The 25,131-nt window shown below is 66.0% G+C and carries 23 protein-coding genes; 11 read left to right on the plus strand and 12 right to left on the minus strand.

Translation table 11 applies throughout. From position 1 onward, the window contains the following. Positions 1 to 13 precede the first annotated feature (13 nt). The 3 genes from ACYVOC_RS04345 to ACYVOC_RS04355 all read left to right on the plus strand — a co-directional run bounded on the left by ACYVOC_RS04345 (position 14) and on the right by ACYVOC_RS04355 (position 5,146). Positions 14 to 3,325: a carboxyl transferase domain-containing protein gene (locus tag ACYVOC_RS04345; RefSeq protein ID WP_461160972.1), complete on the plus strand. Its 3,312-nt coding sequence runs from the start codon at positions 14 to 16 to the stop codon at positions 3,323 to 3,325. Positions 3,326 to 3,474: 149 nt separating this feature from the next. Further along, positions 3,475 to 4,605: an aminotransferase class V-fold PLP-dependent enzyme gene (locus ACYVOC_RS04350; RefSeq protein WP_461160973.1), complete on the plus strand. Its 1,131-nt coding sequence runs from the start codon at positions 3,475 to 3,477 to the stop codon at positions 4,603 to 4,605. A 13-nt stretch (positions 4,606 to 4,618) separates the two neighbouring features. Beyond that, positions 4,619 to 5,146, plus strand: a complete 528-nt coding sequence (locus tag ACYVOC_RS04355) for a methylated-DNA--[protein]-cysteine S-methyltransferase (RefSeq protein ID WP_461160974.1) — start codon at positions 4,619 to 4,621, stop codon at positions 5,144 to 5,146. Positions 5,147 to 5,175: 29 nt separating this feature from the next. Here ACYVOC_RS04355 and ACYVOC_RS04360 read toward each other — a convergent pair whose 3' ends face one another. The 5 genes from ACYVOC_RS04360 to amaB all read right to left on the minus strand — a co-directional run bounded on the left by ACYVOC_RS04360 (position 5,176) and on the right by amaB (position 10,275). After that, positions 5,176 to 5,487 (minus strand): HigA family addiction module antitoxin, encoded by a 312-nt coding sequence (locus tag ACYVOC_RS04360; RefSeq protein ID WP_116005856.1) that lies wholly within the window; start codon positions 5,485 to 5,487, stop codon positions 5,176 to 5,178. Positions 5,488 to 5,509: 22 nt separating this feature from the next. Next, the gene (locus tag ACYVOC_RS04365) at positions 5,510 to 5,791 is read right to left on the minus strand and encodes a type II toxin-antitoxin system RelE/ParE family toxin (protein WP_116005857.1); all 282 of its coding nucleotides are present in this window, start codon (positions 5,789 to 5,791) and stop codon (positions 5,510 to 5,512) included. Between the two features lie 69 nt (positions 5,792 to 5,860). Continuing rightward, a complete protein-coding gene (locus ACYVOC_RS04370; protein WP_461160975.1) occupies positions 5,861 to 7,552 on the minus strand; it encodes a thiamine pyrophosphate-binding protein in 1,692 nt (563 codons plus the stop codon). Further along, the gene (locus ACYVOC_RS04375) at positions 7,542 to 8,738 is read right to left on the minus strand and encodes an NAD(P)/FAD-dependent oxidoreductase (protein WP_461160976.1); all 1,197 of its coding nucleotides are present in this window, start codon (positions 8,736 to 8,738) and stop codon (positions 7,542 to 7,544) included. Before ACYVOC_RS04375 ends, ACYVOC_RS04370 begins: the two co-directional genes overlap by 11 nt. A gap of 4 nt (positions 8,739 to 8,742) precedes the next feature. Further along, a complete protein-coding gene (amaB, locus tag ACYVOC_RS04380) occupies positions 8,743 to 10,275 on the minus strand; it encodes an L-piperidine-6-carboxylate dehydrogenase (protein WP_461160977.1) in 1,533 nt (510 codons plus the stop codon). 166 nt (positions 10,276 to 10,441) lie between these two features. Between amaB and ACYVOC_RS04385 the strand changes: the two genes are divergently transcribed. Next, a complete protein-coding gene (locus ACYVOC_RS04385) occupies positions 10,442 to 11,329 on the plus strand; it encodes a LysR substrate-binding domain-containing protein (RefSeq protein WP_461160978.1) in 888 nt (295 codons plus the stop codon). Here ACYVOC_RS04385 and ACYVOC_RS04390 read toward each other — a convergent pair whose 3' ends face one another. The 7 genes from ACYVOC_RS04390 to ACYVOC_RS04420 form a co-directional block, all read right to left on the minus strand. Then, positions 11,330 to 12,055: an LrgB family protein gene (locus tag ACYVOC_RS04390; RefSeq protein WP_461160979.1), complete on the minus strand. Its 726-nt coding sequence runs from the start codon at positions 12,053 to 12,055 to the stop codon at positions 11,330 to 11,332. Continuing rightward, positions 12,052 to 12,414, minus strand: a complete 363-nt coding sequence (locus tag ACYVOC_RS04395; protein ID WP_461160980.1) for a CidA/LrgA family protein — start codon at positions 12,412 to 12,414, stop codon at positions 12,052 to 12,054. The genes ACYVOC_RS04390 and ACYVOC_RS04395 overlap by 4 nt, the downstream gene beginning before the upstream one ends. 9 nt (positions 12,415 to 12,423) lie before the next feature. Beyond that, positions 12,424 to 13,926: an FAD-linked oxidase C-terminal domain-containing protein gene (locus ACYVOC_RS04400; protein WP_461160981.1), complete on the minus strand. Its 1,503-nt coding sequence runs from the start codon at positions 13,924 to 13,926 to the stop codon at positions 12,424 to 12,426. Between the two features lie 84 nt (positions 13,927 to 14,010). Further along, a complete protein-coding gene (gene phhA / locus ACYVOC_RS04405) occupies positions 14,011 to 14,832 on the minus strand; it encodes a phenylalanine 4-monooxygenase (RefSeq protein WP_461160982.1) in 822 nt (273 codons plus the stop codon). Between the two features lie 145 nt (positions 14,833 to 14,977). Then, a complete protein-coding gene (gene hppD, locus ACYVOC_RS04410; RefSeq protein WP_116005864.1) occupies positions 14,978 to 16,117 on the minus strand; it encodes a 4-hydroxyphenylpyruvate dioxygenase in 1,140 nt (379 codons plus the stop codon). A 178-nt stretch (positions 16,118 to 16,295) separates the two neighbouring features. Next, positions 16,296 to 17,258, minus strand: coding sequence for a lipase secretion chaperone (locus ACYVOC_RS04415; RefSeq protein WP_461160983.1), 963 nt, complete (start codon positions 17,256 to 17,258; stop codon positions 16,296 to 16,298). Then, a complete protein-coding gene (locus ACYVOC_RS04420; protein WP_116005865.1) occupies positions 17,255 to 18,196 on the minus strand; it encodes an esterase/lipase family protein in 942 nt (313 codons plus the stop codon). The genes ACYVOC_RS04415 and ACYVOC_RS04420 overlap by 4 nt, the downstream gene beginning before the upstream one ends. A 161-nt stretch (positions 18,197 to 18,357) precedes the next feature. On the opposite strand from ACYVOC_RS04420, the gene ACYVOC_RS04425 reads away from it, so the two are divergent. The 7 genes from ACYVOC_RS04425 (at position 18,358) to glyQ (ending at position 25,126) form a co-directional block, all read left to right on the plus strand. Next, positions 18,358 to 18,840: an Lrp/AsnC family transcriptional regulator gene (locus ACYVOC_RS04425; RefSeq protein ID WP_461160984.1), complete on the plus strand. Its 483-nt coding sequence runs from the start codon at positions 18,358 to 18,360 to the stop codon at positions 18,838 to 18,840. 125 nt (positions 18,841 to 18,965) lie between these two features. Beyond that, positions 18,966 to 19,661 (plus strand): GNAT family N-acetyltransferase, encoded by a 696-nt coding sequence (locus ACYVOC_RS04430; protein ID WP_461160985.1) that lies wholly within the window; start codon positions 18,966 to 18,968, stop codon positions 19,659 to 19,661. Positions 19,662 to 19,749: 88 nt separating this feature from the next. Continuing rightward, positions 19,750 to 20,628, plus strand: a complete 879-nt coding sequence (locus ACYVOC_RS04435) for an HlyC/CorC family transporter (RefSeq protein ID WP_116005868.1) — start codon at positions 19,750 to 19,752, stop codon at positions 20,626 to 20,628. After that, positions 20,628 to 22,217 carry an apolipoprotein N-acyltransferase gene (gene lnt / locus ACYVOC_RS04440; protein ID WP_116005869.1) on the plus strand — a complete coding sequence of 530 codons (1,590 nt, stop codon included), beginning with the start codon at positions 20,628 to 20,630 and terminating at the stop codon, positions 22,215 to 22,217. Before ACYVOC_RS04435 ends, lnt begins: the two co-directional genes overlap by 1 nt. An 82-nt stretch (positions 22,218 to 22,299) precedes the next feature. Then, positions 22,300 to 22,824 (plus strand): bifunctional 3-hydroxydecanoyl-ACP dehydratase/trans-2-decenoyl-ACP isomerase, encoded by a 525-nt coding sequence (gene fabA / locus ACYVOC_RS04445; RefSeq protein WP_461160986.1) that lies wholly within the window; start codon positions 22,300 to 22,302, stop codon positions 22,822 to 22,824. Continuing rightward, positions 22,821 to 24,038, plus strand: coding sequence for a beta-ketoacyl-ACP synthase I (gene fabB / locus ACYVOC_RS04450; protein ID WP_461160987.1), 1,218 nt, complete (start codon positions 22,821 to 22,823; stop codon positions 24,036 to 24,038). The genes fabA and fabB overlap by 4 nt, the downstream gene beginning before the upstream one ends. A 182-nt stretch (positions 24,039 to 24,220) precedes the next feature. After that, positions 24,221 to 25,126, plus strand: coding sequence for a glycine--tRNA ligase subunit alpha (glyQ, locus tag ACYVOC_RS04455; protein WP_461161173.1), 906 nt, complete (start codon positions 24,221 to 24,223; stop codon positions 25,124 to 25,126). The last annotated feature ends 5 nt before the right edge of the window (positions 25,127 to 25,131 follow it).

Raw genomic sequence — 25,131 nt, forward strand, 5'->3', positions numbered from 1 at the left:
AAGAAGCAAAACCATGAACTCGCCGTATTTTTCCAAAGTCTTGATCGCCAACCGGGGAGAGGTGGCCCTGCGCATTGCGCGTGCGCTGCACGACCTGGGAGTTGCCAGCGTTGCGGTGTATGCCGACGACGACGCCCAGGCGCCCCATGTGCATGCCGCCATCGAGGCCGTGGCGCTGGGAGCCACCGGGCCTGCGGCCTACCTGGACGCTGCGCGGCTGCTGGCCATTGCGCAGGCCACAGGCTGTGATGCCGTGCACCCCGGCTACGGTTTCCTGAGCGAGCGCGCCGACTTTGCCCAGGCTTGCCAGGCGGCGGGCCTGCGCTTCATTGGTCCCACGCCCGCGCAGTTGGCGCTGTTTGGCGACAAGGCCCAGGCGCGCGCGTTGGCGCAGCGTTGCAGCGTGCCGCTGATGCCGGGCACGCAGCACGAGGTCACGCTCGAAGAGGCCCAGTCTTTCTGGCAGTCCCAGCAGGTGGATGGACGGAAGGTGGGCATCGTCATCAAGGCCATTGGCGGTGGCGGTGGGCGCGGTATGCGCGCCGTGCAGTCCGAGGCCGAACTGCCTGCCGCGTGGGACACCTGCCGCCGCGAGGCGCAGGCCGCCTTCGGCGTGGCGGGCGTTTACGTGGAGCGCCTGATGGAGAACGCGCGCCACATCGAGGTGCAGGTGCTGGGCGATGGAGCGCAGGTGGTTGCCCTGGGCGAACGCGAATGCACGCTGCAGCGGCGCTTCCAGAAACTGGTGGAGATTGCGCCCAGCCCCTCCCTCACGCAGGAGCTTCGCCAGCGCATCACGGCAGACGCCCTCACGATGGCGCGCACCGTGGCCTATGAGGGATTGGGCACCTTTGAATTCCTGGTGGATCTGGCTTGCGAATCATTGCCCTACGTTTTCATCGAAGCCAACCCGCGCCTGCAGGTCGAACACACCATCACCGAAGAGGTCACGGGTGTGGACCTGGTGCAGGCGCAGATCCAATTGGCGGCAGGCCAGAGCCTGCACGACCTGGGCCTGGACCCGGCCGCGCCGCCGCCGGTGCGGGGCTTTGCCATGCAGTGGCGCATCAACGCTGAAACGCTGGATGCGCAGGGCGGCGCGGTGGCGGGCAGCGGCGCACTGACGCGCTTTGACCTGCCTGCCGGGCCGGGCGTACGTGTGGACACCCACGGTGTGGCCGGCGCCACGCCTTCGCCCCACTACGACACGCTGCTGGCCAAGCTCATCGTGTCCTCGCGCAGCAGCCACTTTGCCGATGTGCTGCGCCGCTCGCAACGTGCCCTGGCCGAGTGCCGCATTGAAGGCGTCGCTACCAACCTTTCGCTGCTGCGCGCCGTGGCCGAGCGGCCTGAGATGGCCAGCCAGCAGGTGCACACGCGCTGGGTGGAGCAGGTGCTGCCAGCGTTGCTGGATGCTTCTCAAAAGATAGCTGATAGCGCTTATCTTGTAAGCGCTGGAGGCCAAAATCATTCAAACTCTGCAACCGCCACCCCCTTGGCCGCAGCCGACCCGAACAGCGTTTGCGCCCCCATGCCCGCACGCCTGGTGCAGTGGGCCGTGGCCGTGGGCGATGTGGTGGCGGCCGGTGCCGACCTGGCGGTGCTCGAATCCATGAAGATGGAGCATGTGCTGCTGGCGCCCCATGCCGGGCGTGTGCAGTCGATGGCCGCAGCGCCCGGGGCGTATCTGGTGCAGGCCCAGCCGCTGCTGGTGCTTGAACCCGTGCAGGACGCCGCCGCAGTGGCGCAGGCCCAGGCGCACGAGAGCGACCCGGACCACATCCGCGCCGACCTGCAGCGTGTCATCGACCGCCACGCCTTCACCCTCGACGCCCATCGCCCCGCTGCAGTGGCCAAGCGCCACGCGCAAGGCCAGCGCACGGCGCGCGAGAACATTGCCGACTTGTGCGATGCAGGCAGCTTCATCGAATACGGCGCGCTGGCCGTGGCCGCGCAGGCCCGCCGCCGCAGCATGGACGACCTGATCGCCAACACCCCGGCCGACGGCATGGTGACGGGCATTGGCGCCGTCAACGGCGTGCAGTGCGGCGAGGAGAAGGCGCGCACCGTGGTCATGGCCTATGACGCCACCGTGCTCGCCGGCACCCAGGGCGCGCGCAACCATGCCAAGACCGACCGCATGCTGGGCGTGGCGCTCGACCAGCAATTGCCCGTGGTGCTGTTTGCCGAAGGCGGCGGCGGCCGCCCGGGCGACACCGACATCCCCGTGGTGGCGGGCCTGCATGTCCATACTTTTGCCAGCTACGCCGCGCTGTCGGGCCAGGTGCCCGTGGTGGGTATCACGGCCGGGCGCTGCTTTGCCGGCAACGCTGCCCTGCTGGGCTGCAGCGACGTCATCATCGCCACGCGCCAAAGCAACATCGGCATGGGCGGCCCGGCCATGATCGAGGGCGGCGGCCTGGGCGTCTTCAAGCCCGAGCAGATCGGCCCGAGTCCCGTGCAGCACGCCAACGGCGTGATCGACGTGCTGGTCGAGGACGAGGTGCAAGCCGTGGCCGCCGCACGCCACTACCTGTCATTCTTCCAGGGGCGCCGGGCCGACTGGAGCGCGCCCGACCAGCGCGCCCTGCGCAGCGTGGTGCCCGAAAACCGCCTGCGTGTGTACGACACCCGCACCGCCATGAGCGGCCTGGTGGACGAAGGCAGCCTGCTGGCGCTGCGCACCGGCTTTGGCGCCGGCATCCATACCGCGCTGGCGCGCATCGAGGGGCGCCCCGTGGGCTTGCTGGCCAACAACCCGCTGCACCTGGGCGGCGCCATCGACGCCGATGCGGCCGACAAAGCCGCGCGCTTCATGCAACTGTGCAACGCGCATGGCCTGCCCATCGTCAGCCTGATCGACACGCCCGGCTTCATGGTCGGCCCCGAGGTCGAGCAGACCGCGCAGGTGCGCCATGTGAGCCGCATGTTCGTCACTGCCGCGCACCTGCGCGTGCCGTTTTTCAGCGTGGTGCTGCGCAAAGGCTACGGCCTGGGCGCCATGGGCATGGCGGCCGGTGGCCTGCATGCGCCCGTGTTCACCGTGGCCTGGCCCACGGGGGAGTTTGGCGCCATGGGGCTGGAGGGCGCGGTGCGCCTGGGTTTCAAGAAAGAACTCGAAGCCCTCCCCGAAGGCCCCGAGCGCGAAGCGCTGTACCAAAAGCTGGTCGCCAAGTCGTATGCCAACGGCGAAGCCATGCACATGGCCGCCACGCTGGAGATCGACGCCGTGATCGACCCGTTGGACACGCGCACCTGGCTGGCGCGGGGGTTGGCCTCGGCGCGCGTGGGTGCACTCGGAGCGCGCTTTATCGACACCTGGTAGATCCTTGCGCCCGGCCCGTGGCAAGGCCGTGGCGCGGGCAGGGGCGTGCCCTGTTCACGCGGTGGCCGTGCTAAGCTGAAACGCTTGTCAGCCGCACCGGGCGAGCCTGCCCGGCGCAGGCCTTATCGCACCCATCACGGAGTTCCCCCATGCCTGGTCTTTTGCCCGATATCGATCCCGACGGTTTGCTCGAATTTTCGGTGGTCTACACCGACCGCGCGCTCAACCACATGTCCAAACGCTTTACCGGCGTCATGCAGGACATCCTGGGCACGCTCAAAGAGGTCTACCACGCCCACACCGCCGTACTGGTGCCCGGCAGCGGCACCTTTGGCATGGAGGCCGTGGCGCGCCAGTTTGCCAACCAGCAAAAAGTGCTGATCGTGCGCAACGGCTGGTTCAGCTACCGCTGGAGCCAGATTTTTGATGCCGACAAAGGCCTGGGCGGCGGCGCCATCGTGTGCAAAGCCCGCAAGCAGGGCGATGGCCCGCAGGCGCCCTGGGCCCCGTGCCCGGCAGACGAAGTGGTGGCCGCCATCCGCGCCGAGCAACCCAAGGTGGTGTTCGCCCCCCATGTCGAGACCGCCAGCGGCATCATCCTGAGCGACGACTACCTGCGCGCCATCAGCGCTGCCGCACACGAGGTGGGCGCGCTGTTCGTGCTCGACTGCGTGGCCTCGGGGGCGATGTGGGTGGACATGCAGGCCACGGGCGTCGATGTGCTGATTTCCGCGCCGCAAAAGGGCTGGAGCAGTTCGCCCTGCTGCGCCATGGTGATGCTGAGTGAGCGCGCGCGCCAGGCGATCGACGGCACGACGAGCAGCAGCTTCTCGTGCGACCTGAAGAAGTGGATGCAAATCGCCGAAGGCTACGAAAAAGGCCAGCACGCCTACCACACCACCATGCCTACCGACGCGCTGGTACGCCTGCGCGATGTGATGCTGGAGACGCGGGAATATGGTTTTGACAAGGTGCGCCAGGAGCAGATCGAACTGGGCGCCCAAGTGCGTGCGCTGATGGAGAGCAAGGGCTTCCCCAGCGTGGCCGCAGACGGCTGGAAAGCGCCGGGCGTGGTCGTGAGCTACACCACGGACCCCGGCATCCAGAACGCCAGCAAGTTCGCCGCCGTGGGCTTGCAAACGGCGGGTGGCGTGCCCCTGCAGTGCGACGAGGGACCGGACTTCAAGAGCTTCCGCATCGGCCTGTTCGGCCTGGAGAAGTGGCACAACGTGGAGCGCACGGTGGGCCACCTGCGCTCGGCACTGGATCAAATCGCCTGACCACCTCCGGCCCATGGCCTTGCTCTCGCGCCAGCTCTCCACCCCCTTGGGCGAGATGCTGGCCGTGGCCTCGCCCCAGGGCCTATGCCTGCTCGAATTCGTGGGTCAGGGCGGCGTGGAGCGCGAGCTGGCCCAGGTCGAGGCCGCGCGTGGCGGCCCGGCGCAGCCGGGCGACAGCGCGGTGCTGACGCAGACGGCCCACGAACTGGCCGAATATTTCGCCGGGCAACGCCAGCGCTTTGGCGTGCCGCTGGACCTGGTGGGCACCCCCTTCCAACTCAGTGCCTGGCAGGCCCTGCTGGCCATCCCCTACGGGCAGACGCGCAGCTACGCAAGCCAAGCCCGCGCCATCGCCCGCCCCAGCGCCACGCGCGCCGTGGCGGCGGCCAACGGGCAGAACAAGGTCTCCATCATCGTGCCCTGCCACCGCGTGATCGGCAGCGATGGCAGCCTCACCGGCTTTGGCGGCGGCCTGCCGCGCAAGCGGGCGCTGCTGGCGCTGGAGTCGCCACCGGGGCGTGGCTTGTTTGCTGAAGCGTAGAAGCTTGTGAGATGCGCAGGGTCTGCAGTTCAGGCCGGGTGCAATTCGAGGGGATTCACTGCCATCACTGCAATCTGCAGTGTTTCGTCCAGCTCGGCCGTGCGCAGGTCATAGGCCGTTTGCAGGTTCAACCACGATTGCGCGTCACCACCAAAAAAGCGGCTTAAACGCAAGGCCGTATCTGCGGTGATGCCGCGCCGTTCCAGCACGATGTCGTTAATGCGCGATGCTGGAACGTGCAGTTGTTTGGCCAATGCGTTGGCGCTCATTTCCATGGACTTGAGGTAATCCTCACGCAATACCTCGCCAGGGTGTACGGGACGCATACCGTTCTTGAACATGTGTTTCTCCTTCTGATGGCGGTCAGTGGTAATCCACAATCTCCGCGTTGGCAGCACCTTTGTCCGTCCAGACGAAACACAGCCGCCACTGGTCGTTGATGCGGATGCTGTGCTGGCCTTTCCGGTTTCCTGTCAGCGTTTCCAGGCGATTGCCTGGCGGGCTGCGCAAAAAGTCCAGTGTCTGCGCCGCATCCAGTTGGGCCAGTTTCCGTTCTGCCACAGCTTGGATGTTGGTAAAGCGGCGGGTTGTACCGCTGCAGAACAGTCGCTGCGTTTCTGCGCAGTTGAAGGACAAGATCGCCATGCGGTCAGATTTTATACCGTTTACCGGCAATCGGTAAATAACGACTGCGCGCTGCTGGCCACCGAAGACTCACCCGCCCCGTATCTGACTCAACGACCGGCTGGGCGTGATGGCCTCGGGGTCGATCAGGCAGTGCAGCAGCACGGGCAGGCGTGTGGTCTGAGCTTGTTCCCGTAGGCGTTGCAACGTCGGGGCGAACTCCTCGGTGCGTTCCACGCGTGCGCCGTGGCCGCCAAAGGCTTTGGCATAGGCGGCGAAGTCGGGGTTTCGTAGCTGTGTTCCGCTCACACGGCGCGGGTACTCGCGCTCCTGGTGCATGCGGATGGTGCCGTACATGCCGTTGTCCAGCAGCACCACGATGAGGGGCAGCCGGTACTGCACGGCGGTGGCGAATTCCTGGCCGTGCATGAGGAAGTCGCCGTCGCCCGCGAACACCACCACCGTGCGCTCGGGCCACAGGCGCTGCGCGCCCACACCGGCCGGCAGGCCGTAGCCCATGCTGCCGCTGGTGGGCGCGAGCTGCGTGCCGAACTGGCGGAACGGCCAGAAGCGGTGCACCCAGGTGGCGAAGTTGCCCGCGCCGTTGCAGAAGATGGTGTCTTGCGGCAGCGCCTCGCGCAGGTGCTGCATCACCGCGCCCATTTGCAGCTCGCCGGGAATGCGGATCGGCGCCGGGTCGCTCCAGGCCTGGTAGGCGGCATGGGCTTCGTGCACGGCCTGCTGGCGCTCGGTATTGGGCGCTTGCGCCGCCGTGCTGGGCAGGGCTGCGCAGAAGGCAGTGGGCGTGGCGTTGATCGGCAGTTGTGCCTGGTACACGCGGCCCAGTTCATCGGGGTCGGGGTGTATATGCACCAGCGGGATCTGCGGCGTGGGGATGTCGAGCAGGGTGTAGCCCTGCGAGGGCACTTCCGACAGGCGCCCGCCCACGAGCAGCAGCAGGTCGGCCGCGCGGATGCGCGCCAGCAGGGCGGGGTTTACGCCCAGGCCCAGGTCGCCCGCGTAGCAGGGGTGCTGGTGGTCGAACAGCATCTGGCGCCGGAACGAGCAGGCCACGGGCAGGGCGTGGGCGGCGGCGAAATCCTGGAAGCGGGCCACGGCCTCGGCGTTCCAGCGGCTGCCGCCGACGATGGCCACCGGGTTGCGTGCCTGGCGCAGACGTTCGAGCAGTTGCGCCATCTGCGCCGGGCTGGGCGCGCTCTCGATGGGCTGGAGCGCTCGCGCGTCGGAGACCTCGGCGCGCTCGGTCAGCATGTCCTCGGGCAGGGCCACCACCACCGGGCCGGGGCGCCCGCTGCAGGCCACGCTGAAGGCGCGCGCCACGATCTCGGGCAGGCGGCGCGCATCGTCCACCTCGGTGGCCCACTTGGCCAGCGTGCCGAAGGCGGCGCGGTAGTCCACCTCCTGGAAGGCCTCGCGCCCGCGCGCGCCGCGCTCGATCTGGCCGACGAACAGCACCAGCGGCGTGGAGTCCTGCATGGCGATGTGCACGCCCGCCGCCGCGTTGGTGGCGCCGGGGCCGCGCGTGACGAAGCACACGCCGGGCCGTCCGGTGAGCTTGCCATGGGCCTCGGCCATCATGGCCGCGCCGCCCTCCTGGCGGCACACCGTCAGTTCGATGGGCGCATCGTGCAGCGCGTCGAGCACGGCGAGGTAGCTCTCGCCGGGCACGCAGAAGATGTGCTGCACGCCGTGCAGCACGAGCTGATCGACGAGGATCTGGCCGCCGGTGCGGGGGAGGGTGGAGGTGGTTTCAGATGACATTGCGTTCGAGCAGGGGGCGGTTGTCGAGAAGGCGCTGGAAGGCCAGCGGTTCGAGGTCCAGCGTTTGCCAGCGGTCGGTGAGGATGAGTTCGGCCATCCCGCGCCCGATGGCCGGGCACTGCTGCAGGCCGTGGCCCGAGAAGCCGTTGGCGAAGTACAGGTTGTCGCAGGACGGGTACAGGCCCAGGATGGCGTTGTGGTCGAACGCATTCATCTCGTAGTAGCCCGCCCAGGTGCTGCGCAGGCGCAGCGCCTCGAAGGCCGGGATGCGTTCCGCCAGCGTGGGCCAGACATGGTCCTCGAAAGCGGCGTGTTCGGGTTCGAGCGGCAGGTCGTCGGGGTCCTGGTCCTCGGGCGGGCAGAAGCCGGCGATGAAGCCCGCGCCCTCGGGCCGCAGCCAGATGCCCGAGGTGTCGATGAGCAGCGGGCAGCGCGGCAGCGGCGCGGGGCAGGTGAAGTGGAACACCGTGCGGCGCCGCGCGTAGACGGGCAAATCGATGCCCAGCCACTGCGCCACCGGGCGCGCCCAGGGGCCGGCGGCGTTGACTACGGCGCTGCATGCCAGGCGCTCACCGTCCGCCAGGCGCAGCGCGGTGATGTGCTGCACGCCGTTGCTGGCCTGTGTGTCCAGGCCCACTGCCTCGCCCTGCACATAACGCGCGCCCTGGGCCTGCGCCTTGCGGCGCAGCGCCTGCAGCAGGCTGTAGCCGTCGAACCAGCCCTCGCTAGAGAGGCCCAGCGAGCCCAGCGTGACGCCCGTGGTGTTGAGCCAGGGAAAGCGTTCGCGCAGCGCGTCGGGCGTGAGCAAGGCCACGTCGGCGCCCATGCCACGCTGCACGGCGTGGTTGGCGCGCAGCACGGCCTCGCCCGCCGCGCTGGCCAGGTAGAGGTAGCCCGCTTCGACCAGGCCGATGTCGGGTTGCTCGCCGCCCACCTGCAGGCGCGCGCCAATGTCGCGCAGGAACTCGATGCCGAACTGCGAAATGGCGATGTTGATCGGGCTGGAGAACTGCTGCCGTATCGAGCTGGCCGACAGCGCCGACGAAGCGCGCGCATAGCTCGGGTCGCGCTCGACCACGACGACGGGCTGCTGCGGCGCCATCTGCGTCAGGAAAAATGCAATGGCGCTGCCAATGGCGCCGCCGCCGATGATGGCGATCGGCGCGCCCTGGGGGTTGGCGATCATGGGATCAGACGTCGAAGCGCACGCCTTGGGCGAGGGGAAGAGCGTCGCTGTAGTTGATGGTGTTGGTCGCGCGGCGCATGTAGCCCTTCCAGGCGTCGGAGCCCGATTCGCGGCCGCCGCCAGTTTCTTTCTCGCCGCCAAAGGCGCCGCCGATTTCGGCGCCCGAGGTGCCGATGTTCACGTTGGCGATGCCGCAGTCGCTGCCCGTGCTGGAGAGGAAGCGCTCGGCCTCGCGCAGGTCGGTGGTGAAGATGGCCGACGACAGGCCCTGGGGCACGCCGTTCTGCAGGGTAATGGCTTCGTCCAGGCTGGTGCAGGTCAGCACATAGAGGATGGGCGCAAAGGTTTCATGCTGCACCACGCTGCTTTGCGCGGGCATGCGCACCAGGGCCGGGCGGGCGTACCAGGCGTCCTCGCCCAGGGCCTGGCATTCGCGCTCGCCGCCGTGCACCGTGCCGCCCTGTTCACGCGCTTGGGCCAGGGCACTCTGCATCTGCTCAAAAGACGCGCGGTCCACCAGCGGGCCGACGAGCACGCCGTCGGCCAAAGGGTCGCCCACGCGCACGCTGGCGTAGATTTTTTCCAACCGCGCGAGCAGCGGTGCGGCCACATCGCGGTGCACGATGAGGCGGCGCAGCGTGGTGCAGCGCTGGCCCGCCGTGCCCACGGCGGCGAAGGTGATGGCGCGTGCGGCCAGTTCCAGGTCGGCGCTGGGCATCACCACCATGGCGTTGTTGCCGCCCAGCTCCAGGATGCTGCGGCCAAAGCGCTGCGCCACGTCCACCGCCACGGCGCGGCCCATGCGTGTGCTGCCCGTGGCGCTGACCACCGGCACGCGCGGTGAGCGCGCCAGCAGCTCGCCCATCTCGCGCCCGCCCAGCAGCAGCGTGGACAGGCCTGCGGGGGCGGCCATGCCCTGCTCGGCGGCAAATTCGTTCAGCGTCTGCTGCAACAGGTGGTGGCAGGCAATGGCGCACAGCGGGGTTTTTTCGGATGGCTTCCAGGCCACGGCGTTGCCGCACACCAAGGCCAGCGCGGCGTTCCAGGCCCACACGGCCACGGGGAAGTTGAAGGCCGAGATCACGCCGACCACGCCCATCGGGTGCCAGGTTTCCATCATGCGGTGGCCTGGGCGCTCGCTGGCGATGGTCAGGCCGTGCAGCTGGCGCGACAAGCCCACGGCGAAGTCGCAGATGTCGATCATCTCCTGCACCTCGCCCAGCCCTTCGGAGCGCACCTTGCCCGCCTCCAGCGACACCAAGAGGCCCAGCGCCTCCTTGTGCTGGCGCAGCTTCTGGCCCAGGCGGCGCACCAGTTCGCCGCGCACGGGCGCGGGCGTGGCGCGCCACTGCAGGAAGGCGGCGTGCGCGCCGTCGATCAGGGCCTGTGCCTGCACTGGCGTGTGGCTGGACAGCTGCGCATACACCGCGCCGTCGCGGGGCGCGCGCACGGCAAGGTCCTGGCCGCGCCAGGGGGCCAGGTCCAGGCCCAGTTGCTGCAAAGCGGTGTCGAAGAGGGAGGGCGAAGAGGTGGTCATGAAAGCGTTCTGGAGCAAATCGATGGAGTCCCTTGGGCGGTTCCCGGTCTGTGCCGGGGCCGTGGGCTGCGTGTGCGCACCATGGTAAATGCGTTCAGTGCACCCAATAGCTGCTATATCCTCCATGGGTGTTGAGTTTTACGAACAACTGTGGAGCGCATTTGCCATGCGGAAAGACATCCCCAGCCTGGGCGTGCTCCAGGCTTTCGAGGCCTCGGCACGGCTGCAGAGCTTCTCGCGTGCGGCCCAAGAGCTGGCCCTGACGCCCAGCGCCGTGAGCCGCCATGTCGCCGCGCTGGAAGATCGGCTGGGCGTGACCTTGTTCGTGCGGGCACGCCAGCGCCTGGCCCTGACGGACACAGGCCGCAGCTATGCGGCGCGCATACGCCTGCATCTGGAGCAGATCGAGCGCGACACGCAGGAGATCCGGGTGGGGCGGGATGAAGGCTATGTGCTGCACCTGGCGGTGGTGTCCACCTTCTGCACACAGTGGCTCATTCCGCGCCTGCCGCAGTTTGCGGCGCTGCACCCGCGCATTACGCTCAACCTCTCGGTGCGCTCCGAGGTGTTCGCTTTTGACGAGAGCGGCTTCGATGCCGCTATTTACTACGGCGACCGGCTTTGGCCCGACACGCAGGGCGGCATGGTGTTGCCCGAGGGGCCGTGCGTGCCCGTGTGCAGCCCGCAGTACGCCGCCGCGCACGCCCTGCACGACGAGGCGGCCTGGCTGCACTGCCCGCACCTCACGCTGGCATCGCGCGCCAACGCCTGGCGCGGCTGGTATGCCGAGCGTGGCTGGCATTACACCTTGCACGCCTCGCGCGGGCCACGCTATGAGTTGTTTTCCATGGTGATGGCCGCTGCCGCCGCAGGCCTGGGTGTGGGGCTGGTGCCGCAGTTGCTGGCGCAGGAGGCGCTGGACAGTGGGCGCCTGGTGCAGGCGCACGCGCAGGTGCTTGCGGGCGAACAGGGCTACTGGTTCGTGCAGCCGCAGCACCGGCCGGGGCCCGAGGCGCTGCAAATGTTCCGGGACTGGTTGTTGGCGCTGGTTTGATCAGAACCAACCCGCGATCAGCGGGATCAGCAGCGACGCTGTCACCACCTGCAGCCCCAGCGCCAGCGCGGCCCAGGCGCCAGCATCCTGGTGCACCTGCAGCGCCCGTGCGGCGCCAATGCCGTGGGCGGCCGTGCCCATGGCAAAGCCACGGGCCATCCAGCCGGTGGAGTCGGTACCGATGCCCAGCAAGGTAAACAGGGTTTTGCCGCTGAGTGCGCCAACCAGCCCCGTCACCACGGCAAAAACTGCGGCCAGGGATGCATTGCCGCCAATCTTGTCGGCAATACCCATGGCCACGGGGGCTGTGACCGACTTGGGCGCCAGCGAAAGCACGATTTCCAGGGGCAGTCCCAGTGTCCAGGCCAGGCCCACGGCGCTGCCTGCCGCGGCCGCGCCGCCGACCACCGAGGCCAGCGTAAAGCGCCCCCAGCGTACGCGCAGTTCGGCGCGCCGCTCCCACAGCGGCCAGGCCAGCGCCACCACGGCGGGCCCGAGCAGGAAGTGGATGAACTGCGCCCCGGCAAAGTAGGTGGGGTAGGCCGTGCCCGTGGCCAGCAAACCCAGGCCCAGCACCACCATGGACCACAGCACTGGGTTGGCCCAGGGCGCCTGCCCCATGCGCGTGTAAAACGCCAATGCCAGCACATAGACCACCAGCGTGGCGTTGAGCCCGAACAGCGGTGTGGACGAGAGGTACACCCACAGTTGCACGAAGTCCGTCATTCCCTGTCTCCCGATGGTGGGGCCTGGCGCATCAACTGTCGTAGCACCAGCGCCGTAACAGCCATGCCGATCCACGTGGACACCACGATCACCACCAGCAGCCGCCACCCGTGCTCTGCCAGCAGCCCGAGCTGGGAAATGACGCCCACGCCCACGGGTACAAACAGCAGTGACAAGTGGGCCAGTAAAAAGCGGGCCACGGTTTGCACACGCTGCTGCACCGCAGGCCAGCGCAGTGCGCCCAGCAATAGCACCATGCCAATCACCGGGCCGGGGTAGGGCAGGTGCAACAGCCGCGACAGAGCTTCGCCCACCGACTGCAGCGTGAGCAGGATGGCCAGCCCCTGGAGCACTTGCATGCGTGGGGCTTAAAAGCGGGGCAGGTCGGGGTGGCTGATCTGCCCGCCGCGCACCAGCATCTTGCCGTACTCGGCGCAGCGGTTCAGCGTGGGAATGACCTTGCCCGGGTTGAGCAAGCCCTGCGGATCGAAGGCGTGCTTGACGCTGGACATCTGTGCCAGTTCCTCGGCGGTGAACTGCACGCACATGGTGCCCAGCTTTTCCACGCCCACACCGTGCTCGCCCGTGATGGTGCCGCCCATGGCCACACTGGTCTCCATGATTTCGGCGCCGAACTGCTCACAGCGGTGCAGCTGGTCGGCGTCGTTGGCATCGAACAGGATTAGCGGGTGCAGGTTGCCATCACCCGCATGGAACACGTTGGCGCAGCGCAGGCCGTACTTCTTCTCCATGTCCTGGATGGCCAGCAGGATGTCGGCCAGGCGTCGGCGTGGAATGGTCGAGTCCATGCACATGTAGTCGGGGCTGATGCGGCCGCTGGCGGGGAAGGCGTTTTTGCGCCCGCTCCAAAAACGCAGGCGCTCGGCTTCGCTGGTGCTCACGGTCAGCGCGGTGGCGCCTGCAGCCTGCAGCACCGCGCTCATGCGTCCGATTTCCTCCTCCACCTCTTCGGGTGTGCCGTCGCTCTCACACAACAGTATGGCCTCGGCCGTGAGGTCGTAGCCCGCATGCACAAAGTCTTCCACGGCGGCGGTCATGGGCTTGTCCATCATCTCCAGGCCCGCCGGGATGATGCCGGCGGCGATCACTGCTGCCACGGCGTCACCGGCTTTGCGCACATCGTCGAAGCTGGCCATGATGCAACGCGCAAGCAGGGGCTTTGGAACCAGCTTGACGGTCACTTCGGTGGTGACGGCCAGCATGCCCTCGCTGCCGATCACAGCGGCCAGCAGGTCGTAGCCGGGGGCGTCCAGGGCTTCGCTGCCGAAGGTCGCCTCGTGGCCCTCGGCGGTGAAGCCGCGCACCTGCAGCACGTTGTGCACCGTCAGCCCGTATTTCAGGCAGTGCACGCCGCCCGAGTTCTCGGCCACGTTGCCGCCGATGGTGCAGGCGATCTGGCTGCTGGGGTCGGGTGCGTAGTACAGGCCATAGGGCGCGGCTGCTTCGCTGATGGCCAGGTTGCGCACGCCGCACTGGACGCGGGCGGTGCGGCTGACGGGGTCTAACGACAAGATCTGGTTGAATTTGGCGAGTGAAAGCGTCACGCCCATCGCGTGGGGCAGGGCGCCTCCCGACAGGCCGGTGCCGGCGCCGCGCGCCACCACGGGCACACCCAGGCGGTGGCAGGCCTGCAGCACCGCCTGTACCTGCGCCGTGGTTTCGGGCAGGCAAACGACCAGCGGACGCTGGCGGTAGGCGGTCAGGCCGTCGCACTCGTAGGGCGTGGTGTCTTCGGAATGCCACAGCAGGGCATGCGCGGGCAGGTGCTGCAGCAGGGCTTGCACCACCGCGGTCTGGCGCGCGGCGCGCTCGGAGGGTGTTGCCGTGATTGCGGGGCTGGCAGAGTTCATGGATGCCACTGTAGGCCATGTCGCTGCCCTGCGGAGTGATGTTTATTGCAGGGCGGTGTGAAAACGGCTGCAATGGTTGTGGAGCTAGGCTTGCGCCGCAAACTCCGGCTGACCGCGCAGGCGCTCGTACAGCGGGGCAAAGTCAGCAGCCGTCATATCGAACAGTTGCTGGAAGCTGTCGATGACAAAGTAGGTCTGCTGGTAGGTGTCGATCTTGTAGCGCGTGCGCATGGTGCGCTCCAGTTGCAGTGGCAGGCGCTGCGGTTCCGGGCTTTGTACGGCGTACGGCAGCTCGCCCGAGGAGCTCAGAATACCGGCCCCGTAGGCCCGCAGGCCGCCAGCCTCGCGGATCAGGCCGAATTCGATGGTGTACCAGTACAGGCGCGCCAGCATCTCGCAGGCGCCCAGGCCGTGGGCCTTGAGGCCGCCCTGGCCGTAGCGCTGCACATAGTCGGCGAACACCGGGTTGAACAGCAGCGGCACATGGCCGAACAGGTCGTGGAAGATGTCGGGCTCGACGATGTAGTCGAACTCCTGGGGCGTGCGGATCCAGTCGGTCACCGGGAACTTGCGGTTCGCCAGCAGCGTGAAGAAGGGCACTTCGGGGATCAGCCCCGGGACGGCCACAATTTCCCAGCCGGTGGCACGATGCAGGCGCTCGTTGATGTCTTCAAAACGCGGAATCTGTTCGCGTGCGCCCAGTGAGGGCAGGGCCGCGATAAAGGCTTCGCTCGCCAGGCCTGGCAGCAACGCGCTCTGGCGTTCGTACAGGCGCCGGTAGGTGTCGTGGTCGGCGCGGGTGTAGCGGGTGTAGTCCTGGGCGCAGGTGTAGTCGGCGCCCGCGCGGGCATAGTCGCCGCGCGGCGGGCGTTCGCTGGCGCCATAGACGGCGGGTTCGACGGCCATGGGAGTCTCCTTTTCTGTTTTCATGGGACATGCACCGACCACGGCGCATGAAACTGGCGCGGCCCAAGCCAGCGGCCGCCGCGCAAGGGCCGCCCCACCGCGCTGGCGGCGTCCCCCTGCCCGCAGCACCTCAGGGGGGGCTGGTTTATTTCGGCGCCTTGAGCACACCACGGCGGATCTGGTCGAGCTCGATGCTCTCGAACAGCGCCTTGAAGTTGCCGTTGCCGAAGCCGTCGTCTCCCTTGCGCTGGATGAACTCGAAGAAGATCGGGCCGAGCTGGTTCTCGCTGAAGATTTGAAGCAGCAGCGCGTCTTTTTTGCCGTCGATCAGGATCTTGCGTTTGTGCAGTTCTTCGAGCGGCTCGCCGTGGCCGGGGATGCGCTTGTCCACCAGTTCGTAATAGGTGTCGATGGTGTCGAGCAGGCGCACGCCGCTGGTGCGCAGCGCGTCCACGGTTTTGTAGAGATCGTCCGAACCCATGGCAATGTGCTGAATGCCCTCGCCGTTGTACATGTCCAGGTATTCCTGGATCTGGCCGGGGTTCTCCTTGCCTTCCTCGTTGATGGGGATGCGAATCTTGCCGCAGGGGCTGGTCATGGCCTTGCTCTTGACGCCGGTGACCTGGCCTTCGATGTCGAAGTACTTCACCTCGCGGAAATTGAACAGGCGCTCGTAGAAGTCAGCCCACTCGCCCATGCGGCCCCGGTGCACGTTGTGCGTGAGGTGGTCGATGTAGGTCAGCCCATGGCCAAAGGGGTGCAGCGCTTCCTGCGCGCTCACGCCGGGCAGGGCCTCGAAATCGACGTCGAAGAAGCCGATGTTGCCGATGTCGCCGGGCTGTGCACCGCCCTTGCCGCGCCAGCGGTCCACAAAGTAGATCAGGCTGTCGCCAATGCCCTTGATGGCCGGGATGTTCAGCTCGCCCGGGCCTGCCTTGCCGGCGTAGCCCCAGGCGCCCAGCGACACGGCGCGCTCGTAGGCGGCCTTGGCGTCATGCACCCGGAAGGCAATCGCACACACGCTGGGGCCGTGTTGGCGTGCAAAGCGCTGCGCAAAGCTGTCGGGTTCGGCGTTGATGAGGAAATTGATCGTGCCCTGGCGGTACAGCAGCACGTTCTTGTGGCGGTGGCGCGCCACGGGCTTGAAGCCCATGGCTTCAAACGAGCGGCCCATGGCTGCGGGATCGGGCGCGGCGTATTCGATGAATTCGAAGCCGTCGGTGCCCATGGGGTTGTCCCAGGCATCGGTGGGCGCCAGGGCGTGCCCCGAAAGTGCTGCGTTCATGCTGTCTCCATTTGTGGATTGATTTATGTCATGAACTGTAGGCAATGCAGCCCTCAGCATTCAGGCGTAGTTTGGCCTGTAGAAGTGATTTTTTGCAGGAAATTTGCGCTGTATCACGATCCGAGCGCTTGAAATACTGCATGCAACGGCGGCTGGAGGCCGCAGCGGGCTGCCAGCGCTAGTGTGGGGAGGGTAGCGCCCGTGCGGCCAGGGCCGCTTCGACGCGCAACTGTTCTTCGGGAGAAAAAAGCCGGGATCGCAGGGGGGCGAGGCGTGTCGGGTCCTGTGTGCTGGCCATGGCCTGCTGGTACTGGTCCAGGCGGGCGTTCCAGTCCCCTTGTTCGCGGTCGAGCTGGGCCAGGCGCTGGGCAGCCTCGGGGCCGTACTCGGCGCTGCGCTGCGCATGGCGTGTGCGTTCGTCCACGCCCTGGGCATTGAAGGCGGCGGTCTGCTGCGCCACGCCCTCGTGGGCCACAGCTTCGGCGCGCTGCGCGCGCAAGGCAGGGTCCAGTCCCTGTTCGGCCTCTTGCAAGGCGCTGCGCTTTTGTTCCGGAGTCAAGGCGCTGTTGCGCTCGATCTCGAGCCGCGCCAGCATGTATTCGTCCAGGGCCAGGTCTTGGGCAAAAAGGGCGTCGAATTCGTCACCGTCAAAATACTGCAATCGCACCCTTTGCCGCTCGGCCATTACGGTGCGCAGTGCTTGCGGGTCGGTCTGGTCGGACGGGGGGCGCAACTGACCGAGGGCGACGCGGTAATCCACATAGCGGTGTGCCAGGGCCAGGGCACGGGTGGCAAGTTCTGGGGGGAAATGCTGGCCTACCAGGGCTTCAAGGCGCTGCTTGAGTCGCTGTGGGTCGGACGTTTCTCCGGCGGCCATCAGCAGTGCTTCCAGCGCGTAGCGCAGTCCAGGTGTCAGCAATGGGTCGGCGGCCGTGGAGCCAGAGGTGCGGCCGTGCCCGGCGGCGGCATACGAAGTTGAGGCGACTTGCGCACCGGGCGCCGATGGCGCACGGGCGCTGGAGCTACTGCCCGGTGCGCTGGTGGCGAGTGGGCTGCCATTGGACAGCGCCAGCCACCCGACAGCACCCGCGCCCACAAGGGCGCAGACGGCCAGCGTTCGTGCGCCTATGCGTTTTTTCACAGACCGGCGGTTTTGAGGCGGTTGGCCTGCTGGCGGTACAGGGTGACGGGGTCGGTGGAGAACCAGTCGCGCAGGCCGAGCAACTGGTTCACTTCGTCCAGGTGGTTCTGGCGATAATCACCCAGGTGCTTGCCCAGGCGCGAGGAGCAGGCCGAGACCAGGCCGTCATTGGCCTCGCCAAACACCAGGCCGAGCACGCCCAGAGCGCCGTCGCTCAGGTCGAAAATATTGGTGACGGGCTGGGTGCCGGTCCACGAGTAGTAGCGCACGCCATTCACCAGTTCAGCGCCATTGCCGCAGCCGCTGGTGGGCACGCCTGCGCTAAAGCGCTGGTTGAACTTGGCAGACCCCGCCGTGGTGAGCGAGTCCAGTGCAGCCACTGGCATTTGTGGCAGGCCCGTGCCGCCCGAGGTGATGTTGATCAGAGACACCAGCGCCGAGGCTGCGCCATTGGCCAAGGTTTCGCTGACGGAGCCTGCCGGAGCCACGCCGCGCAGGATGTCGGCGACGCGCGAGCCGCGGTTGACACCGCCGATGGAGGTGACCGAGGCCACCAGCTGCGGTGCGACGCCCGCCACGTAGCGGGCGGTGGGGCCGCCATGCGAGTGGCCCATCAGGTTGACCTTGGCGGCCCCTGTGAGGGCCAGGATGTTCTTCACCTGGGCGAGCAGCTGTTCGCCGCGTACCTCGGTACTGTTGGCGGCCGACACCTGGGCCACATAGACCTTGGCACCGTCGCTGCGCAGGGCGCCAGGAATGCCGTAGAAGTAGTCCACGCCCAGCGCTGAGTCAAACCCGAACAGCCCGTGCACCAGCACGATGGGGTAGCGCGTTTGCGTGTAGCTGCCCGCCGCATGGGCGCTTTGCAGGGGGAGCAGGGCTAGTGCTGTGGCAGCAAAAGCCAGGCCGCGCAGCAGGCGGCGAAAGAAACCGGTCATGGATGTCTCCTGGATAGGATTGTTGTATGCGCAATAAACGAACGACCGTGCGTTTTTGCAAGTGAAATTCTTCCTTTTTGTGTTTTCTGTCGCCATCGGGACATACCCGGGTGGGTGGTCTCGTGTGCGCAAAATCCAGGGTGTGCGTAAAATCGTGCGTCATGGGAGTCAATGACGCATTAGATAAGCTGGATCGGGCCATATTGCGCTGTTTACAGCACAACGGACGCGAAACCTACGACGTGATCGGGGCGCAGGTAGGCCTGTCGCCCAGTGCGGTGCTGCGCCGCGTCAAGCGGCTGGAAGACAGCGGCGTGATCGATCGCTATGTCGCCCTGGTCAAACCCGAAGCCGTGGGGCTGGGCTTGACGGCCTACCTCAACGTGCGCCTCGAAAAGCACACCGAGACACACAAGCGCAACCCCATGGACTTGTTTCGCGCGAGTGTTCAGACCTGGCCCGAGGTGGTCGAGTGTGCGTCGCTGACGGGTGAGATGGATTACCTGCTGCGCGTGGTGGTGGCCGACATGGCGCACTACAGCCGCTTCATCATGGACACACTGCTCAAGCACCCCAGCGTGCAAGACTGCAAAACCAGCTTTGTGCTCGACCGAGTGAAGGCCACCACGGCCGTTCCGGTGTGAAGGTTGTATTGGCTAAGTTGTAACAAATGCTTGATTTCATTGAAGAATTGGTCTGGAGGCTCTAATTTGTTGCGGTGCAGCAAAAAAGACTTGGAATACCCAGGGAAAACCCTTATATTGAGCTCATGACTGAAATCAAAGACTGGCTCAAAGCTTCCTTGGATGCAGGTTCCAGCCTGTTGCGCCCGGCGAGCGAACGCAAAATTGGCGACACCAAGGCCCCTTTGATGGTGCCCATCCGGTCTTTGGGTCCCAGCTACCGAGAGCGCATTGCGGTGCACTTGCTGGCGTTGGAGCCGGCAGATCGCTATTTGCGCTTTGGCTATGCGGCGAGCGACGATCAGATCCGCCGGTATGCCGACCAGCTCAACTTCGATCGCGATGACATCTTCGGTATCTACAACCGGCGCTTGGAACTCATCGCCATGGCACACCTGGCCTACACCACGATGCCGGGGCACCAGAACTGCGCGGAATTCGGAGTCTCCGTGCTGAAGTCAGCCCGCGGACGTGGCTATGGTGCGCGCCTGTTTGAGCGGGCCGTGATGCATGCGCGCAATGAAGGCGTGAGCATGGTGTTCATCCATGCGTTGTCTGAAAATGCCGCGATGCTCAAGATCGCACGCAACGCCGGTGCGGTGGTGCAGCGCGATGGCACCGAGTCTGAAGCATTCCTGCAACTGCCCCCCGCCAACCTCGATACACGCATGACCGAGATGGTGGAACAGCAGTACGCCGAGGTGGACTACCAGATCAAGCGCCAGGCCAAGCAGTTCTGGGACTTTCTGGCGGGCATGCAACGGGCGCACGAAACCGAGTGAGCGTCAGACGGGGGCTGTGGAGCCTTGTCACAGCAATCCGTTATCCTAGCGGTCTGTTTCACTACCGCACGTCCTGCACTCCTAGGCTGTGTCAGACCCCCACCCCGCGCGCGCGCCTGAAAAGGAAGACAAGCGCACATTCCTGCAGAAGGTGGTTGAGTTCATCCACCCTGGCCCGGATTCTCCCGAAGAACTGATAGAAGCCCTGGCCGACGCCGAAAACAACGATGTGATCGGCGCCGATTCGCGCGTGATGCTCGAGCGTGTGATCCGTATGGCCGATCGCACGGCCGGGGATGTGATGGTGGCTGCACCCCGCATGGACGTCGTGAACATCGATGCACCTTACGACGAACTGCTCAAGACCATCATCAACACGGCGCATTCGCGCTTTCCGGTGTACCAGGGCGAGCGTGAGAACATCATCGGCATTCTCATGGCCAAAGACTTGCTCAAGCTGCAGCGGTCGCCCACTTTGAACATCCGTGCGTTGCTGCGCCCTGCAGTCTTCGTGCCCGAGACCAAGGGCCTGCACGATCTGCTCCGGGAATTCCGTGGCAACCGCAACCATCTGGCTGTGGTGATTGACGAGTTTGGCCGTGTGGCCGGCCTGGTCACCATCGAGGACGTGCTCGAAGAGATCGTGGGTGAGATCGAAGACGAATTCGACATTCCTGAAGACGAGGGCGATATTTTCGGCCTGGCCGACCACACCTACCGCGTGAGTGGCGACACGCCCGTGGAGCGCGTGGCCGAGGCCTTTGGCGCGCAGATCACCTGCAGCGATCCGGACGAAAGCTTTGACACCATTGGCGGCCTGATCGCCCACGAAATGGGCCATGTGCCCAAGCGCGGTGAAGAGGCCGTGCTGTGGGGGCTGGTCTTCGTCGTGCTGCATACCAAGGGCGGGGCTGTGCGCTGGTTCAAGGTGTCACCGGCAGACCAGGATACGGCGGCGCTCGCCTGATGGCCTTGGCCCCTGTGCAAGTGCCGCACGCGGCACCGTGGCAATGGCCGCTGGCGCTGTGCGCGGGGCTGGCACAGGCTGCCTCATTGGCTTTACCGGGTAGCGGGCAGCCCGCCTGGTGGCTGCAACTGGCTTCGATGGCCGTGCTGGCCTGGCTGCTGCACCGCCCCATGGGCTGGCGCCGCGCTGCTGGAATCGGCTGGGTTTTTGCCACAGCCTGGTTGGCGGGCACGTTCTGGTGGCTCTATATCTCCATGCACACCTACGGCGGTTTGGCGGCGCCCCTCGCGGCCGCAGCGGTGCTGGCGTTGGCCGCGTTTCTGGGTGTTTACTATGCAGTGATTTCCGGTCTTTTTAAGGCTCTAGCGCCCAAGGGGCGGGCGCTAGGTGCTCTCTTTTTTGGAATGGTTTGGCTGCTGGCCGAACTGGCCAGAGGCCAATGGTGGACGGGGTTTCCGTGGGGCGCCGCAGGCTACGCCCACGTGGAAGGGCCCTTGGCTGCGCTGGCACGCATCGTGGGCGTGTACGGCATCGGATGTGCTGCGGCCGTGCTGGCCATGCTGCTGGTGCAGGTGCGCCGCCGCGACCTGCGCAACCCGCGCGCCTGGGCGCTGGCGCTGGCGCTGTTGATTCTGGGCGGCGGCGCCGCCCTGCAGCGCCACTGTGCCGTGAATCTGTGCCATACGCCCATGGCACCTGCCGCGCCTGCGCTGCCGCTGGTCCTGCTGCAGGGCAACATACCGCAGGACGAAAAGTTTCAACCAGGGAGCGGTGTGCCTATGGCGCTGCAGTGGTATGGAGACCGGCTCACCAGCCTGGAGGGTGCGCTCGTCGTAGCGCCTGAAACCGCCATTCCGCTACTGCCCCAGCAACTCACGCCCGGCTACCTCGATGCCATCGCGCAGCACTTTGCACGCAAAGGGCAGGCGGCGTTGCTGGGCATACCCCTGGGCAGCCTGGAGACGGGCTACACCAACTCGGTGCTCGGATTTCAGTCCGGCCTGCTGGCGCCGTACCGGTACGACAAGCACCACCTGGTGCCGTTTGGCGAATTCATTCCACCCTTTTTTCGCTGGTTCACCGAACGCATGAATATCCCGCTCGGCGATTTCAGCCGGGGCAGTCTTGCACAGGCGCCGTTCGCATGGCAAGGGGAGCGCATTGCCCCCAATATTTGTTACGAAGACCTGTTCGGCGAAGAGCTGGCTGTGCAGTTTGCGCAGGCCGAAAACGCGCCCACAATCTTCGTCAACCTGAGCAATATTGGCTGGTTCGGCAACACCCTGGCCATCGACCAGCATCTGGCCATCAGCCGCATGCGCACGCTGGAGTTCGAGCGGCCCATGGTGCGCGCCACCAACACCGGCGCCACGGCCATCATCGACCACCGGGGCATCGTCACGCACCAGTTGCAGCGCCACATGCGCGGCATGCTCAAAGGTGAAGTGCAAGGGCGCAGCGGCGCCGCCACGCCCTATGCCGCCTGGGTATCGCGTTTTGGCCTGTGGCCGCTGTGGGCACTCGGTGTGCTGGCGCTGGCGGCGGCAGGGATGCGCCGTCGCTGGAATGGCGCCGTCCATACGGGATAATGGTTCCTACAATCAAACACAAAGCGATAGGCGCGATGGTCAATCACGGCGGTATGCACGCTGATCTGGAGCACGACTGAAAATGGCAGATTCCTTTTCCTATGAACAATTGATTGCCTCGGGTGAAGGACGGCTGTTCACGCCCGAGAGCGGGCGCCTGCCGCTGCCACCCATGCTGATGTTCGACCGCATCACGCACATCGACAGCGATGGCGGCGCGCATGGGCTGGGAAAAATCGTGGCTGAACTTGACGTCAAGCCTGACCTGTGGTTTTTTGACTGCCACTTCCGGGGCGATCCTGTCATGCCGGGCTGCCTGGGGCTGGACGCCATGTGGCAATTGATTGGTTTTTACCTGACCTGGCTGCAGCTTCCCGGCAAGGGCCGCGCCTTGGGGGCTGGGGAGGTCAAATTCACGGGCGAAGTCGGCCCGGACGTGAAGCTGGTCACCTACGAGATCGACATCAAGCGCGTCATCAAGCGCAAGCTCAACATGGCCATCGGTGATGCGCGCCTTCTGGCCGATGGCAAGGAAATCTATGTGGCCAACGACCTGCGTGTGGGGTTGTTCCTGCGCGAGGAAGGCGGCCAGGGAGGTGCGGCATGAAAAAGCGCGTCGTCATCACTGGCACAGGCATTGTTTCGTGCATTGGCAACGATAACGCTGCGGTAGAGGCTTCGCTGCGCGAAAGCCGCTCGGGCATCCGTGCCATGCCAGCCTTTGTCGAGCTTGGCCTGCGCAGCCAGGTGGCCGGTATTCCGAACATCAACCTGGAAGAGTTGATTGACCGCAAGCAGTTGCGTTTCATGGGCGATGCAGCGGCGTATGCCCACATTGCGCTGACCAACGCCATTGCCGAAGCAGGACTGACACCTGCACAGGTTTCGCACCCGCGTACCGGGCTCATCATGGGTTCAGGCGGCGGTTCGCCGGCCAACCAGATCGAGGCGGCCGACACCTTGCGCAGCAAGGGCATCCGCCGCGTGGGGCCGTACCAGGTTACGCGCTGCATGAGCTCCACGGTTTCGGCCTGCCTGTCCACCAACTTCGGCATCAAGGGCATCAATTACTCCATCACCTCGGCGTGCAGCACTTCGGCGCACTGCATTGGTGTGGCGGCGCAGCAGATCGCCTGGGGCATGCAGGACGTGATGTTCGCCGGTGGTGGCGAAGAGCTGTCCTGGGGGATGGCCCTGCTGTTTGACGGCATGGGCGCCATGTCGAGCAAGTACAACGACACACCCGAGAAAGCCTCGCGCGCTTACGACGCCAACCGTGACGGTTTCGTCATTGCCGGTGGCGGCGGCGCCGTGGTGCTGGAAAGCCTGGAGCACGCGCAGGCGCGCGGCGCCACCATTCTGGGTGAGGTGGTGGGCTTTGGCGCAACCTCCGACGGTGAAGACATGGTGGCTCCTTCGGGTGAGGGCGCCATGGCCTGCATGCGCCAGGCCATCGAGGGGCTGGACGGCCCCGTTGACTACATCAACACGCACGGCACCTCCACGCCCGTGGGCGATGTGCCGGAATTGCGCGCCATCCGTGCCGTGTTTGGTGACAAAATCCCGCCGTTCTCCTCCACCAAGTCGCTCACGGGCCACTCACTGGGTGCCACGGGCGTGCAGGAAGCCATCTACTGCCTCATCATGCTGCGCAAGGGCTTTATCGCCGGTTCGGCCAATGTCGAGACGCTGGAGCCCGCCGCCGAAGGCATGCCCCTGGTGACGGTGACGCGCGATGCGCCGATCCGCACCGCACTGTCCAACAGCTTCGGTTTTGGCGGCACCAACGCCAGCTTGGTCCTGCGCCGCTGGGAGTCCTGAGCCTTTCATTTTTGATTGCTATTAAAATAAGAGCTGCTTGCGCTTGATTGATAAGCGCTTGCGGCTCTTTTTGCTTGTAATCCCCGGGCGCGGGCTCCGCTCGTAAAATCAAGGGTTTGCGCGCGGCACCGGGCGTACTCCTTTACCAACCGTGCATGGCCTCGATGCCATGCCAGACACGCATGTTGACCTTCCAGCAAATCATTCTCAAGCTGCAGTCGTACTGGGCAGACCAAGGCTGTGCACTGCTCCAGCCCTACGACATGGAAGTGGGCGCGGGTACCTCGCACACCGCCACCTTCCTGCGCGCCATCGGCCCCGAGCCCTGGAAGGCCGCCTACGTGCAGCCCAGCCGCCGCCCCAAAGACGGCCGCTATGGCGAGAACCCCAACCGCCTGCAGCACTACTACCAGTACCAGGTGGTGCTCAAGCCCGCGCCTGCCAACATTCTGGAGCTGTACCTGGGCAGCCTGGAAGCGCTGGGTTTCGACCTGAAGAAGAACGACATCCGCTTCGTCGAAGACGATTGGGAGAACCCCACGCTGGGCGCCTGGGGCCTGGGCTGGGAAGTCTGGCTCAACGGCATGGAGGTGACGCAGTTCACCTACTTCCAGCAGGTGGGCGGCATCGACTGCAAGCCCGCCACCGGCGAGATCACCTACGGCCTGGAGCGCCTGGCCATGTACCTGCAGGGCGTGGACAACGTCTACAACCTGACCTGGACCGAAGGCCTGAGCTACGGCGACGTCTACAAGCAAAACGAGGTCGAGCAGTCCACCTACAACTTCGAGCACAGCGACGCGGACTTTTTGTTCACCGCCTTCAACGCGCACGAAAAACAGGCCAAGTACCTCATGGAGCAGCAGCTGGCGCTGCCCGCGTATGAGCAGGTGCTCAAGGCCGCGCACAGCTTCAACCTGCTGGATGCGCGCGGTGCCATCAGCGTGACCGAGCGCGCCGCCTACATCGGCCGCATCCGCAACCTGGCCCGTGCCGTGGCGCAGAGCTACTACGAGAGCCGCGAGCGCCTGGGCTTCCCCATGGCGCCGCGCGAGTGGGTGGAACAGATGACGAAGAAGGCTGCGTGAAGTGA

Source organism: Simplicispira piscis, assembly GCF_054783455.1.